Origin of the sequence: Novosphingobium sp. SG919, assembly GCF_012932495.1 — a bacterium.
In the GTDB taxonomy this organism is placed as follows: domain Bacteria; phylum Pseudomonadota; class Alphaproteobacteria; order Sphingomonadales; family Sphingomonadaceae; genus Novosphingobium; species Novosphingobium rhizosphaerae.
The window spans coordinates 228,651-241,675 of record NZ_JABCNG010000004.1 but is presented as its reverse complement, the minus strand read 5'-3'; the positions used below and the strand labels follow the sequence as shown (position 1 = coordinate 241,675).

At 65.3% G+C, this 13,025-nt stretch carries 13 protein-coding genes; 5 read left to right on the top strand and 8 right to left on the bottom strand.

Features of this window, described 5'->3' with window-relative positions:
- Window positions 1–122: 122 nt before the first annotated feature.
- From rpsF to FHT19_RS16555, 4 genes are all read left to right on the top strand, one after another.
- The gene (gene rpsF / locus FHT19_RS16570) at window positions 123–485 is read left to right on the top strand and encodes a 30S ribosomal protein S6 (RefSeq protein WP_168556740.1); all 363 of its coding nucleotides are present in this window, start codon (window positions 123–125) and stop codon (window positions 483–485) included.
- Between the two features lie 3 nt (window positions 486–488).
- The gene (gene rpsR / locus FHT19_RS16565; protein WP_011445073.1) at window positions 489–713 is read left to right on the top strand and encodes a 30S ribosomal protein S18; all 225 of its coding nucleotides are present in this window, start codon (window positions 489–491) and stop codon (window positions 711–713) included.
- 12 nt (window positions 714–725) lie between these two features.
- Window positions 726–1,319, top strand: coding sequence for a 50S ribosomal protein L9 (gene rplI / locus FHT19_RS16560; RefSeq protein ID WP_169475967.1), 594 nt, complete (start codon window positions 726–728; stop codon window positions 1,317–1,319).
- Window positions 1,320–1,499: 180 nt separating this feature from the next.
- Entirely contained in the window at window positions 1,500–2,963 is a 1,464-nt protein-coding gene (locus tag FHT19_RS16555) for an AMP nucleosidase (RefSeq protein WP_168556738.1), read from the top strand.
- A 43-nt stretch (window positions 2,964–3,006) separates the two neighbouring features.
- Here FHT19_RS16555 and FHT19_RS16550 read toward each other — a convergent pair whose 3' ends face one another.
- The 4 genes from FHT19_RS16550 to FHT19_RS16535 all read right to left on the bottom strand — a co-directional run bounded on the left by FHT19_RS16550 (window position 3,007) and on the right by FHT19_RS16535 (window position 7,155).
- Complete coding sequence (locus FHT19_RS16550) at window positions 3,007–3,528, bottom strand: YbjN domain-containing protein (RefSeq protein WP_169475966.1); 522 nt, start codon at window positions 3,526–3,528, stop codon at window positions 3,007–3,009.
- A gap of 189 nt (window positions 3,529–3,717) precedes the next feature.
- Window positions 3,718–5,532, bottom strand: a complete 1,815-nt coding sequence (locus FHT19_RS16545) for a M2 family metallopeptidase (protein WP_169475965.1) — start codon at window positions 5,530–5,532, stop codon at window positions 3,718–3,720.
- 79 nt (window positions 5,533–5,611) lie between these two features.
- Entirely contained in the window at window positions 5,612–6,370 is a 759-nt protein-coding gene (locus tag FHT19_RS16540; RefSeq protein WP_169475964.1) for an alpha/beta hydrolase, read from the bottom strand.
- Window positions 6,370–7,155 (bottom strand): sulfite exporter TauE/SafE family protein, encoded by a 786-nt coding sequence (locus FHT19_RS16535; protein WP_169475963.1) that lies wholly within the window; start codon window positions 7,153–7,155, stop codon window positions 6,370–6,372. The genes FHT19_RS16540 and FHT19_RS16535 overlap by 1 nt, the downstream gene beginning before the upstream one ends.
- A gap of 311 nt (window positions 7,156–7,466) precedes the next feature.
- Here FHT19_RS16535 and FHT19_RS16530 point away from each other — a divergent pair, with 311 nt between their 5' ends.
- Window positions 7,467–8,129, top strand: coding sequence for a hypothetical protein (locus tag FHT19_RS16530; protein WP_168556733.1), 663 nt, complete (start codon window positions 7,467–7,469; stop codon window positions 8,127–8,129).
- Window positions 8,130–8,215: 86 nt separating this feature from the next.
- On the opposite strand, the gene FHT19_RS16525 is transcribed toward FHT19_RS16530, so the two are convergent.
- The 4 genes from FHT19_RS16525 to trmD form a co-directional block, all read right to left on the bottom strand.
- Window positions 8,216–9,241 carry an aspartate-semialdehyde dehydrogenase gene (locus FHT19_RS16525; protein WP_169475962.1) on the bottom strand — a complete coding sequence of 342 codons (1,026 nt, stop codon included), beginning with the start codon at window positions 9,239–9,241 and terminating at the stop codon, window positions 8,216–8,218.
- A gap of 98 nt (window positions 9,242–9,339) precedes the next feature.
- On the bottom strand, window positions 9,340–11,616 hold the full coding sequence (locus FHT19_RS16520) for a S9 family peptidase (RefSeq protein WP_169475961.1): 2,277 nt from the start codon (window positions 11,614–11,616) through the stop codon (window positions 9,340–9,342).
- 93 nt (window positions 11,617–11,709) lie between these two features.
- Window positions 11,710–12,090 carry a 50S ribosomal protein L19 gene (gene rplS / locus FHT19_RS16515; RefSeq protein ID WP_168556730.1) on the bottom strand — a complete coding sequence of 127 codons (381 nt, stop codon included), beginning with the start codon at window positions 12,088–12,090 and terminating at the stop codon, window positions 11,710–11,712.
- Window positions 12,068–12,973: a tRNA (guanosine(37)-N1)-methyltransferase TrmD gene (trmD, locus tag FHT19_RS16510; protein WP_169475960.1), complete on the bottom strand. Its 906-nt coding sequence runs from the start codon at window positions 12,971–12,973 to the stop codon at window positions 12,068–12,070. The genes rplS and trmD overlap by 23 nt, the downstream gene beginning before the upstream one ends.
- Window positions 12,974–13,025: the final 52 nt, after the last annotated feature.

Below are 13,025 nucleotides of genomic sequence, written 5' to 3'. Positions count from 1 at the left end.
AACGGCTAAGGGCCACGTTCCCTTGACGCGAATCGCGCATGGGAACCCGAAGAAAGCCGGAGGGGCCCCGCAATCCCGCGGACAAGCCAGCGATCGGTTAGACTAGATAAAGGACGCGAAGCATGCCGCTTTACGAGCATGTCTTTCTGGCGCGCCAGGATCTGAGCCAGTCTCAGGTCGATGCGCTTGCTGCCACCGCCACCGAAATCGTGGAATCGAACCAGGGCAAGGTCACCAAGACCGAAACCTGGGGCCTGCGCTCGCTGGCCTACAAGATCCAGAAGAATCGCAAGGCGCACTTCGTGATGCTCAACATCGAAGCCCCCGCGGGCGTCGTGGCCGAGCTGGAACGCCAGACCGCGATCAACGAAGACGTCATCCGTTACATGACCGTGCGCGTGGACGAACACGAAGCCGGCCCGTCGGTCATGATGCGCAAGAACGACCGCGAACGCAGCCGTCGTCGCGAACGCGAAGGGGAATAAGCCATGGCTCGTCCGTTTTTCCGTCGCCGCAAGAGCTGCCCGTTCTCGGGCAAGAACGCCCCGAAGATCGACTACAAGGACGTGCGCCTGCTTCAGGGCTTCATGTCCGAACGTGGCAAGATCGTCCCGTCGCGCATCACCGCCGTTTCGGCCAAGAAGCAGCGTGAGCTGAGCCAGGCGATCAAGCGCGCCCGGCACATCGGCCTCCTGCCCTACATCGTGAAGTAAGGAGCGCCAGCCATGCAGATCATCCTGCTCGAGCGCATCGAGAAGCTCGGCTTCATCGGTGACGAAGTCTCCGTCAAGGACGGTTACGCCCGTAACTTCCTGCTGCCCAACAAGAAGGCCCTGCGCGCCAACGACGCGAACCGCAAGGTTTTCGAAGCCAACCGCGCCCGCATCGAAGCTGAAAACGCGGCCCGCCGCGAAGAAGCCAAGGGCGAAGCCGGCTCGGTGGAAGGCAAGGAAGTGGTGCTCATCCGCGCCTCGTCCAACTCCGGCCAGCTCTATGGTTCGGTTTCGGTGCGCGACATCGTCGACGCCCTGGTCACCACCGGCGCCAAGGTTTCCAAGTCGATGATCGTGCTCGAACGCCCGATCAAGACCATCGGCGTCTTCGACGTGCGCGTTTCGCTGCACCCCGAAGTGTCGGTCAACGTCAAGGTGAACGTGGCCCGTTCGACCGATGAGGCCGAACTGCAGTCGAAGGGTGTCGACGTGATCGACGCCATGTTCGAAGGCGACACCGGCGGTTTCACCGAAGACTACGATCCCAATGCCGAACCGGGCGAAATCCCGACCGACCTGCTTGAAGAAGGCGAGGCGCAAGCCTGATTTCTTCGCGGCCGATCCGGCATCGCAAAAAGGGCGTCCCTCGCGGGGCGCCCTTTTTTGTTGCCGTTCCCGTTGGAAAGCCGCTGCCCTTGCGCTGTCATCGTGCGGCGTTTTTTTGGCCGCATCGTTTTTGCGAAAAACCGGTTCCCACTTTTTCGCACGATGCTTTAAACCAAGATCATGAACGCAAGCGACACTTTCACCGCCACCTCCCCCGCTGCCATCATTGCCGAACTCGCCGCCCGCCACGACGCGGCCTGCGCGCGGCTGCGGGCCGATATTGCCCGCTACATCGCCGATGGCACGCTGCCCGATCCGGCCGCGCGCCAGGCCGGGGCCTATTGCTATCCCGAACTGCGCCTGCATTTTGCCGGGGTCAGCCACGGCACCGCCGCCGGCCGCGCGTTTGGCCGCCTGACCCGGCCGGGCAGCTATGCCACCACCATCACCCGCCCCGCGCTCTTTGCCGCCTACCTGGAAGAGCAGCTCGGCCTGTTGATGGTCGATTACGAAGTCACGCTGGAAGTGGCCGCCTCGACCCAGGAAATCCCGTTTCCCTACGTGGTCGATGGCACGCTGGGCTTTGGCACGGTTTCGCCCAACGAACTGGCCAAGCACTTCCCCACCACCGACCTGGCGCACATCGGTGACGAGATTGCCGACGCGCTCGACGCCAGCCTGGATGGCGGGGCCGGGCCCGCGCCGCTTGCGCTGTTCGACGGGCTGCGCACCGATTTCAGCCTGGCGCGCCTGGCGCATTACACCGGCACCAACCCGGCCGATTTCCAGCGCTACATCCTGTTCACCAACTACCACCGCTATGTCGACGAATTCGTTGACTGGGCGGGCCGCCAGCTGGGCCAGGACGATTTCGTGGCGCTGACCGGCGCGGGTGGCCTGGCGCTGGATGCCCACACCGCCCACGCGCGCGAGCGGCTGTCCGACACCGCCTGGCGCCGCCACCAGATGCCGGCCTATCACCTGATCCGGCCTGATCGCTCGGGCATCACGCTGGTCAACATCGGCGTCGGCCCGTCCAACGCCAAGACGATCTGCGACCACCTGGCCGTGCTGCGCCCCGAAGCGTGGCTGATGATCGGCCACTGCGGCGGCCTGCGCCCCACCCAGAAGATCGGCGACTATGTGCTGGCCCACGCCTACCTGCGCGACGATCACGTGCTGGACGATGTGCTGCCGCCCGAAATTCCCGTGCCGGCCATTGCCGAAGTGCAGGTGGCGCTGGCCCAGGCGGCCGAAGTGGTGAGCGGCAGCGGCGGGGCGGACCTCAAGACCCGCATGCGCACCGGCACGATCGTCACCACCGACGATCGCAACTGGGAACTGCGCTATGCCCATTCCGCCCGCCGCCTCAGCCTGAGCCGCGCGGTGGGGATCGACATGGAAAGCGCCACGATCGCCGCGCAAGGCTATCGCTTCCGCGTGCCCTACGGCACGCTGCTGTGCGTGTCCGACAAGCCGCTGCATGGCGAGATCAAGCTGCCCGGCCAGGCCAACCGGTTCTACGAAGAGGCGATCGCCGCCCACCTGGAAATCGGCACGACCGCCTGCGCCCTGTTGCGCGCCGAGGGCGACCGCCTGCACAGCCGCAAGCTGCGCGCCTTCAACGAGCCGCCGTTCCGGTAAGATGTCGGCGAGGGGCCCGGATGGAATTTGGGCCCCTCCAGCCTCAGCGCGCGGCGCTGGCCAGTTGCGGATGGCCGCTGGTGGGGAACACTTCGCTGCCGATCGAATCGAGCGCCATGCGATAGGATTTGACCACCATGGCAAAGACCGAGGTATCGATGCCACTGCCGGTGATCACGTCCCATGACACGGTGACCGACTTGTCTGCCGCCACCGAAACCGCGCCGAATCGGTTGGCGTTGACGAAAGCCACGGCCTTTTCCGCGTCGAACGGGCGTTCGGGATGGAAGCTGCTGGAAAATTGCAGCGACTGGCAACCGCCATGGGTCACCTCGTTGCAATCATAGAACACCACTTGCGATCGCCAGCCGCCGATATCGGCCGTGACCAGCGGATCGCCCGAGGAATCCTCGCCCAGGCTGGCCTGATAGCCTTGCGCCTTGAGCGCGGTGACGACGCTGGCCGGCGTCATCGCCGAAACCGTTTCCGCCTGGGCGCAGGGCGCCGTGGCCAGCAAGATGCCGCCAACAACAGCGCAGGCAATGGCGGGAAGTTTGAATTCCATCCCCAGCATCCTCAACAATCGTGTTCTTGTTTGTTGAAGAAAGCGTCTCACACTCGCCCCAGCCTGGCAAGCGCTGAAATTCACCCAGTGAAATCGGTAGCTTAGAGTGCGTTGCACAAGAAAAGAGGCCGGATTCCTCAAGAATCCGGCCTCGTCTCAGGCCTTGGTGGCCATGTTGCGGCGCAAGAATTACCAGCCGCAATCGGCGCCCGCGTTCTGCTTTTTCAGCCAGGCCGAAAGCGGCGCGAAATAGCGCAGCATTGCCCCGCCGCTCATCTCGCGCGTGCCGGTGAACACTTGCAGCGCATCGGGCCAGGGCTTGGACGCACCCATCTTGAGCATGGCGTCAAGCTTGGCGCCCACCTTGGGATTGCCATAGAAGCTGCAGCGGTGCAGCGGGCCTTTCCAGCCGGCTTCCTTGCAGGCCGCTTCATAGAACTGGAACTGCAGGATCCGCGCCAGGAAATAGCGGGTATAGGGCACACCCGCGGGCACATGGTACTTGGCCCCTGGGTCAAAGGCATCGGCGCCGCGCGGCCCCGGCGGCACCACACCCTGGTATTGCAGGCGCATGTCGTTCCAGGCCTTTTCGTAGTTGTCGGGCGTGATCTGGCCCGAGAACACACCCCAGCGCCAGCGGTCGATCAGCAGGCCGAACGGCAGGAACGCCACCTTGTCCATCGCCTGGCGCAGCAGGAGGCCGATGTCCTTGTCCGGCCCCGGCACCTTGGCCGGATCGAGCAGGCCAAGCTTTACCAGGTAATCGGGCGTGATCGACAGCGCCATGGTATCGCCGATCGCCTCGTGGAAGCCGTCGTTGGCGCCTTCCATGTACCAGCGCGAAGGCTGGGCATTATAGGCGCGCTGGTAGAAGTTGTGGCCCAGTTCGTGGTGGATCGTCACGAAGTCCGACGCGTCCACCTTGATGCACATCTTGATGCGCAGGTCGTCGACATTGTCGAGATCCCAGGCCGAGGCATGGCACACCACGTCGCGGTCGCGCGGCTTGGTGAATTGCGAACGCTGCCAGAACGTGGCGGGCAGCGGCTGGAAGCCCAGCGAGGTGTAGAACCCCTCCCCGGTCTTGACCATCTTGAGCGGGTCATAGCCCTTGTCCTTGAGCAGGCCGGTCAAGTCATAGCCGATGTCGCCCGCGCCCTGCGGCGCTACCACGTCATAGATGCCACCCCATTCCTGGGCCCACATATTGCCCAGCAGATCCGCACGGATCGGGCCCTTCTTCGGCTGCACGCCGTCGCCATACTTGGCGTTGAGCTTGCCACGCACATAGCAGTGCAGTTGCTGGTAAAGCGGGCGCACTTCGCCCCAGACCTTTTCGGTCAGCGCGGCAAACTGGTCCGGGCTCATGTCATAGTTCGCGCGCCACAGCGCGCCGGTGTCGGCATAGCCCAGCTCGCGCGCGCCGGCATTGGCAATGTCGACCATCTTGGCATAGTCCGCCTTCATCGGCGTGCCGACGCTGTCGTGCCAGGACAGCCACATTTCCTTCAGCTCTTCGGGATTGCGGTCGGTGGCCATCGCTTCCTCGATGTCGCTGCCGTTGATCGGCTGGCCGCGCAGCGTGCCATGACCCTTGCCATAGATGCCCTGGATGCGCGCCTGCAGCGCCGAGAACTGCTCCGCCGCGCCCGGGGTGGACGGCGCCGGGCTGGTGATCTGGGTGCGGATCATCGTCAGCTTGCGCAGCGTTTCGGGCGAAAGGCCGGGCACTTTGGCAAATTCGGCCGCCTGCTTGGCCTGGGCCACCTGCAGCTTGCTCATCGTCGCGCCGCCATCGGCGGTGATCTGGGCGGTATCGTCGGTGATATAGGTTTCATAGACCCACTCGGCGCGGCCCGAAGTGACGGTCTGATCGGCATAGGCCTTGTCCGCCTGGGCCAGCCAGGCATCGACGTCTGCGGGCGTTGCGGCTGGTGCAGCCAGGGCCGCCGGCGCGGCGAGCGCGGCCGCAACCAGCGCCACGGTGGAAACGAGGGTTTTCATGAATGGGGCACTCCCTGCAGGGGTGGGCGGGCTTGCCGCCCGGCCATGCGCCATGGGGTGCCGCCCAAATGCCCTCAGGTCAAGCCGAAGTGGTGAGGAATGAAACCAGTTCCGCGCCCAGTTCAGGCCGGGTGACGCAGCCCATGTGCGTGCCGGGGATCGTCGCGCGGCGGGCATTGGGCAGCGCCTGCGCCAGCTTGTCGGCACTGCCGTTGTCGTTGTCCTGATCGCCGCACAGCACCAGCGTGGGCATGGCGATCGCCACCAGTGCGGCCGGGTCGGTGTCTTCCATCGCGCCGATCAACTGGCGCACCGCCACGCGATCCACCCCGCTGGTTTTCAGGAACTGCTGCGACAGATATTCCGGATCGCCGTGGCGGAACGTGCCGAAGCCATCGATCACCTTGCGGAAAAAGGCCAGGCGCTGGTTCCATCCGGCCAGCCCTTCCAGCCCCATGCCCGCCAGGACAAGCTTGCGCGGGGCAAGACCGGCGATCACGCTGCGCGCCGCGGTGCGCGCGCCCAGCGAAAAGCCGACGAGATCGAAGTCTTCCAGGCCCAAGCCATCGACCAGCGCCGCCACATCGCGCGCCAGCACATCGGGCGGATAGGCTTCTGCTTCATGCGGCGCGGCACTTTGCCCATGCGCGCGCAGATCGGGCATCAGGCAGCGAAACCCCGCTGCGGCCAGTTGCGCCGCCGTGCCGAACTTGATCCAGTTGACCTGGGCCGAGGAAAACAGGCCGTGCAGCAGGATGACCGGGCGGCCTTCGCCCAGTTCGTGCAGCGCCAGGCTCGTGCCGCCAAACCCTTGGTAAAACGTCGTCTTCGTATCCATCAGCTCAGCAACTTGATTCCCGATACCAGCAGAACGGCGGCCAGCGCCGGGCGCAGGATACGATCGGGCGCGCGGGTGGACAACAGGCTGCCGATGATAACGCCGGGGATGGAACCAAGCAGCAGTGCACCCAGCAGCAGCAGGTTCACGTCACCGATGATCCAGTGGCCAAAGCCGGCCACCAGCGTCAGCGGCACGGCATGGGCAATGTCACTGCCCACGATGCGCGCGATACGCAGGCCGGGATAGAGCAGCAGCAGCGCGGTCACCCCGATCGCCCCTGCCCCTACCGAAGACAATGTGACTGCCACGCCCAGCAGCACGCCCAGCAGCACAGTGGCCCACGGCGCCCGTGCCGCGGCGGCACCTTCGCTTTCGTTGCGTTGCGCAAAGGCGGCAATCTGCTTTTGAAACAGCGTGGCGAGCGAGGTGAGGATCAGCATCACGCCCAGCACGAGGAGCATGATCTTGCTGGCCGAAGCGGGCGGCCTGCCCCAGCTGGAAATGACCAACAGCGTGACGACCGCTGCGGGCACGCTGCCCATGGCCAGGCGCCCGACGATGCGCCAGTCCACGCTGTCACGCTTGCCGTGCACGGCCGAACCGACGACTTTGGTCAGCGAGGCGAACAGCAAGTCGGTGCCCACGGCCGTACCTGGATTGATCCCGAAGATCAGCACCAGGATCGGCGTCATCAGCGATCCACCGCCAACACCTGTCAGGCCCACGAGAATGCCCACCAACAGGCCGGCAACCGCGTGCAGGGCATCGAAGTGTTCCAGCATTGTCCCTCCGACAAGGTACTAGGACCAACGTGGCCCTTGATCGGCGGCCATACTGGCGTGGGGGGCATCTCGGCAATGCCTGGCGCCCCAATCTCTACTTTGAGACTTGGCATTCTTTCTTTCGCGCGGGCGATACGCAACCCCGCCCCGCTCGCTTCGCCGCAGTCTGGGCACACCATCGCGCCAAGGTGCACGGCTTTGGCGACAAAGCGAAAGCTCTGCGGAACGCAAGCCGCGCACCTGCGGTTCCCCCGCCAACACGGCCGCATGCGGCCATCCGCTATCCACCCTCCGATTGTGGAGTTCGTTCGATGAGCAAGACCAAGATCACCCTGCCGCTGCTGGCGGCCACTGCCATGATTGCCGGCTTTTCGGCCCCCGCCCACGCCGCCGGCAAGGCCGAGCGCGCCCGCCAGGCGATCGCCGCGGCCCAGGCCAAGATCGACACGGCCGAGCAGCTCGGCACGGCCGAGTTCCGCCCGGGCGAAACCGCCCAGGCCAAGGCCGCGCTGGCCCATGCCCAGGAAAACCTTTCGGCCGGGCACAAGCCCGAAGCCATCGATGATGCGATCCACGCCTCCGCGCTCGCCGACACCGCGATCGGCATGATGCAGAAGCACAAGGCCGAAATGGCCGATCGCCAGTCGGCCGCCGCCGTCGCCGATGCCCAGGCCCAAGCCCAGGCCGCGCAGAACCAGGCCGATGCCGCCAACGCGCGCGCCGACGTTGCCACCGCTGCCGCGCAGTCTTCGGCGGCTGACGCGGCTGCCGCCCGCCAGGCCGCAGCCGTGGCGATGACCACGCCGCAGCCCGCCCCGGCCACCGTGGAAACCACCGTCACCACGCAGGGCGCTGCCCGCGCGCCGGTGAAGAAGGTCACGGTCAAGAAGGTCGCGCGGCGCACCACCCACACCCCGGTGCGCACGGCTTCGGCCGCCGGCACGGTGACCACGACCACGCGCATCACGCAATAACACGCGCGGCACGCCCACAAAAAGGCCCCGGTATTCCCGAGCGGAATACCGGGGCCTTTTTCATGCGGCCGCTATAGCCGGCTCGCTCAGCCCTTCTTCAGGTGCCGGCGGCCCAGCAGTTCGGCAATCTGCACGGCATTGAGCGCGGCGCCCTTGCGCAGGTTGTCCGACACGCACCACAGCGAGAGGCCGCTGTCCACGGTCGGATCTTCACGCACGCGCGAGACATAGGTGGCGTAGTCGCCCACGCATTCCACCGGAGTGACGTAACCGCCGTTTTCGCGCTTATCCACCAGCATCACGCCCGGCGCCTCGCGCAGGATGTCCTGGGCTTCGATGGCCGTGATTTCTTCCTCGAATTCCAGGTTGATGGCTTCGGAATGGCCAATGAATACGGGCACGCGCACGCAGGTCGCGGTCACCTTCACCTTGGGATCGAGGATCTTCTTGGTTTCGGCCACCATCTTCCACTCTTCCTTGGTCGAACCGTCGTCCAGGAAGCTGTCGATGTGCGGGATCACGTTGAACGCGATCTGCTTGGTGAACTTCTTGGGTTCCACCTGGTCACCCACGAAGATCGCGCGGCTCTGTTCGAACAGCTCGTCCATGCCTTCCTTGCCAGCGCCCGAAACGGACTGGTAGGTAGCCACGACCACGCGCTTGATCTTGGCCTTGTCGTGCAGCGGCTTGAGCGCCACGACCATCTGCGCGGTGGAGCAGTTGGGATTGGCGATGATGTTGCGCGCCTTGTAGCCGTCGATCGCATCGGGGTTCACTTCGGGCACCACCAGCGGCACGTCCGGGTCCATGCGATAGAGCGACGAGTTGTCGATCACCACGCAGCCCTGCGAAGCGGCCTTGGGCGCATAGATCTTGGTCGGCGCGGAACCGGCGGCGAACAGCGCGATGTCCCAGCCGGTGAAGTCGAAATGCTCGACGTTCTGAACCTTGAGCTTCTTGCCGGTTTCACCAAAATCAATCTCGATGCCGTGCGAGCGCGAGGAAGCCAGCGCCGCGATCTCGTCGATCGGGAATTCGCGCTCGGCCAGGATGTTGAGCATCTCGCGGCCGACATTGCCCGTCGCACCCACCACTACAACCCGATAACCCATGGTAACTTACACTCCCTTGCGGGCGCCTTGCGCGCGCCCGTTCCTTAGCGGCTGGTTCCAACCAGCCAAGCGAAAGGGGCTTGTGCCCCCCAAACGTCTTATTTGCCGGCGCCCGCCCCGTTGCGATCGAGGAAGCGGAACATCGTTTCATAGAGATGCTGGCTCACCTTGGGGCCGCTGATGCGGTGGGTGTAGCCGGGATAGAGCATCATCTCGAACGGCACCGCCTCGCCCTGCATCTTGGCGATGAGGGCAGAGCTGTTCTCGAACACGACGTTGTCGTCGGCCATCCCGTGCACCAGCAGCAGCGGATCACGGATCTGCCCGGTCCGCTCCAGCGCGCCGGCGGCCTTGTAGACCTCCGGCACCTGCTTGGGATTGCCCAGGTAGCGCTCGGTGTAGGCGGTGTCGTACAGTTCCCACTTGGTCACCGGCGCCACCGCGATGCCCGCCGCCCAGACGCCGGGATGCGCTTCGAGCATCTTGACCGTCATGTAGCCGCCATAGGACCAGCCAAACGTGCTGACCCGCTTGGGATCGACATAGGGCTGCGTTTTCAACCACTGCGCCCCGGCCAGCTGGTCTTCCACTTCCACCGTGCCCATGGCGTGCCAGATCGCGCTGGCGAAATCGACGCCGCGGTTTTCCGATCCGCGATTGTCCAGCGCGAAGTAGATATAGCCCTTGGCCACGATCGCCTGGGCCAAGGCGCCCTGCCAACCCTTGTGCACCACATTGGCCGTGGGGCCGCCATAGTGATAGGTGAACACCGGATAGCGCTTGCCCGGCACCAGCGGCGGGGTGATCATCATGTAGTGCAACGGCGTGCCATCGGCCGCGGCAATCGTGCCGAACGTGGCCGGGCGATGCGCGGCCAGATACGGCGCATAGGGGTGGCCCGCGTCCACCTTGTTTTCCTCGATCCAGGCCAGGCGCTTGCCCGTGGCATCGGCCAGATAGGATTGCGGCGGCTGCGCATCGGCGCTGCGCGTCACGATCAGGGTCTGGCCCTTGCTGTCCATGCTCGCCTTGTTGTCGAACGCCGCATCGGTCAGCCGCTCGATCTTGTCGGGCGCCTTGAGCGAGAGGGCATAGACCTGGCCGGCCAGCACATCGTCGCGGGTAGCGGCAAACACCACGCGGCCAGCCTTCTGGTCAACGCCGACCAGGTCGGTCACGGCCCAGTCGCCCTTGGTCAGTTGCTGCCACTGGGCATCGCCGCCGTTTGGCTTGAAGCGGTAGAGATGGCCAAAGCCATCGCGTTCCGACCACCAGATCAGGCTGCCGTCATCGAGGAAACGATAGTTGCTCGACAGGTTGATCCAGCTCTTCTCGCGCGCCTGCTCGGTAAAGAGAACACGCGCCTTGCCCGTCGCCGGGTCCACCGCCAGCATGTCGAGCCGGGTCTGCGCGCGGTCCAGCCGCTGGACATAGAGCGTCTTGCCATCGCGTGCCCAGTCCACCCGGCCAAGATAGATGTCCTTGTCGCTGCCCAGGTCCACAGCCACGCGGTGGTTGCCATCGGCATCCATCAGCCACAGCGAAACATCGGCATTGGCGCCGCCGGCCGCCGGATAGCGCTGGTCGAACGTGCGCGTGCCATCCGCGCCGATCGCCGCGCGCGTCACCACGCCCACCGCTGCCTCGTCGAAGCGTTCCACCGCCAGGCGCTTTTCATCGGGCGCCCACCAGAAGCCGTTCATCCGCGCCAGTTCTTCCTGGGCCACGAACTCCGCCTCGCCCCAGTGCACGGTGTCTGCCGTTTCCTCGGGGCTGATCGCGCGCGGGGCGCTCTTGCCGTCGACCGGGGCCACCCACAAGCGACGATCGCGTACGAAAGCAATGCTCTGCCCTTCAGGGCCCAGGCGAGGGTTCAATTCCCCGCCGGTCGTGCCGGCGATCTTGCGCACCGTGCCATCGAGGCCGGCCAACAGCAGATCGCCATCCAAGGGCACCAGCACGGCCTTGCTGTCGCTCGCCCAGTCATAGCTGACGATGCCCTTCAGGTCGCCGATGCGCTGGCGCTCGCGCTGCATCTTCTCCGCTTCGCTCAGCACACGGCCCGAAGACAGCTTGAGCGAATCGACCAGCATCGACCACTTGGCCGTCTTGCGATCGAACCCCCACAAGTCGAACCGCTCGCGATCGTCGGCGCGGTTCTTGAGCAGCGTGAGATAGCGCCCATCGGGCGAAAGCTGCACGCCGCGCGGGGTCGGCCCGTTGAGCGACGGGCTGGCAAAGACGCGCTCCAGCGTGAGCGGGGCGGCCTGGCGGGCCACGCTACCGGTCACGGGCGCATCCCCGGCCAGCGCGGACGGAGCGAAAGCGGGCGCGCAGGCAAGCGCGCCGGAAAGCAGCAGAAGACGAAAACGCATGGCAAGAGGCTGTTCCCGATAAGCAAAAAGGCGCCCTGGCGGGTATGCCAGGACGCCTTTCTACGGTCATTTCCGTGTCGCGGCGGTGGCTTCTCAGCCTTCCTGGCCGGCGCGCACATCGCGCCGTTCAGCAATACGGGCGCTTTTGCCGGTGCGGCCGCGAAGGTAGTACAGCTTCGCACGACGCACCACGCCCCGACGGACGACGGTAATCGAATCGATGTTGGGCGAGTAGAGCGGGAACACGCGTTCCACGCCTTCGCCGAACGAGATCTTGCGGACGGTGAAGTTCGAGCCCAGGCCACGGTTCGAACGCGCGATCACCACGCCTTCATAAGCCTGAACACGGGTGCGGTCGCCTTCGACAACGCGCACGCCCACGCGGACGGTGTCGCCGGCGCGGAATTCGGGAATGGACTTCTTCGCCTTGAATTCGGCGATGGCTTCAGCTTCAAGCTGCTGAATCAGGTTCATTTTTCAAACGTCCTGCACTTTTTTGCCGCGCGCCAGAGGCAGACTGGGCCCGAGCGTCGACATGACGCTCCCAAAGGTCCGGCCTGCGTAACCGTGTGTCATCCTCGGATTGGCGTTGCCGCCATTCCGCGATCTTAGCATGATCCCCCGATCGCAGCACTTGCGGGATCGTGCGCCCTTCCCATTCCTGGGGGCGGGTATAGTGGGGATATTCGAGCAGCCCGTTTTCGAACGACTCTTCATGCCCACTGGAAGCCGCGCCCATTACGCCGGGAAGCAGGCGAATGCAAGCATCCAGCAGCATCAGCGCCGCGCATTCGCCTCCGGACAGGATGATGTCTCCCACCGAGACTTCCTCCACCTGGCGGCCTTCGAAAATCCGCTCGTCAAACCCCTCGAACCGCCCGCACACGACAATGACGCCCGGCCCCGCCGCCAGCTCGCGCACCCGCGCCTGCGTCAACGGACGCCCACGCGGCGTCATGGCGATGACGGGGATGGCCTCCCCGGCACGGGGAGGGGGACCAGCCGCAGGCTGGTGGAGGGGGTTCGCGTCCTCAAGCGCCGCGTCAGGCGCAGAGACCCCTCCACCACCGACTTCGTCGGCGGTCCCCCTCCCCGCCTCGGGGAGGATCTTTTGCGCCATCAGCCCCCGCGCATGATCGATGGCCTTAGCCAGCACATCCACGCGCAATACCATGCCCGCCCCGCCCCCGGCCGGCGTATCGTCCACCGTGCGATGTTTGTCGGCGGCAAAATCGCGGATCTGCACGGGATCGAGCGTCCACTTGCCCTCCCCCAGCGCGCGCCCGGCCAGGCTCACCCCCAGCGGCCCGGGAAACATCTCGGGATAAAGCGTGAGAACGGCAGCGTGGAAGGTCATGCAAAAAGTCCTGCTCGATCCTCCCCGGCACGGGGAGGGGGACCAGCCGCAG

Coding starts and splice junctions, on each gene's coding strand:
- FHT19_RS16535 (WP_169475963.1), bottom strand. CDS start 7,155: ATGCTGGAACACTTCGATGCCCTGCACGCGGTTGCCGGCCTGTTGGTG.
- FHT19_RS16545 (WP_169475965.1), bottom strand. CDS start 5,532: ATGAAAACCCTCGTTTCCACCGTGGCGCTGGTTGCGGCCGCGCTCGCC.
- FHT19_RS16530 (WP_168556733.1), top strand. CDS start 7,467: ATGAGCAAGACCAAGATCACCCTGCCGCTGCTGGCGGCCACTGCCATG.
- FHT19_RS16525 (WP_169475962.1), bottom strand. CDS start 9,241: ATGGGTTATCGGGTTGTAGTGGTGGGTGCGACGGGCAATGTCGGCCGC.
- FHT19_RS16540 (WP_169475964.1), bottom strand. CDS start 6,370: ATGGATACGAAGACGACGTTTTACCAAGGGTTTGGCGGCACGAGCCTG.
- FHT19_RS16550 (WP_169475966.1), bottom strand. CDS start 3,528: ATGGAATTCAAACTTCCCGCCATTGCCTGCGCTGTTGTTGGCGGCATC.
- rpsF (WP_168556740.1), top strand. CDS start 123: ATGCCGCTTTACGAGCATGTCTTTCTGGCGCGCCAGGATCTGAGCCAG.
- rpsR (WP_011445073.1), top strand. CDS start 489: ATGGCTCGTCCGTTTTTCCGTCGCCGCAAGAGCTGCCCGTTCTCGGGC.
- rplI (WP_169475967.1), top strand. CDS start 726: ATGCAGATCATCCTGCTCGAGCGCATCGAGAAGCTCGGCTTCATCGGT.
- FHT19_RS16520 (WP_169475961.1), bottom strand. CDS start 11,616: ATGCGTTTTCGTCTTCTGCTGCTTTCCGGCGCGCTTGCCTGCGCGCCC.
- FHT19_RS16555 (WP_168556738.1), top strand. CDS start 1,500: ATGAACGCAAGCGACACTTTCACCGCCACCTCCCCCGCTGCCATCATT.
- trmD (WP_169475960.1), bottom strand. CDS start 12,973: ATGACCTTCCACGCTGCCGTTCTCACGCTTTATCCCGAGATGTTTCCC.
- rplS (WP_168556730.1), bottom strand. CDS start 12,090: ATGAACCTGATTCAGCAGCTTGAAGCTGAAGCCATCGCCGAATTCAAG.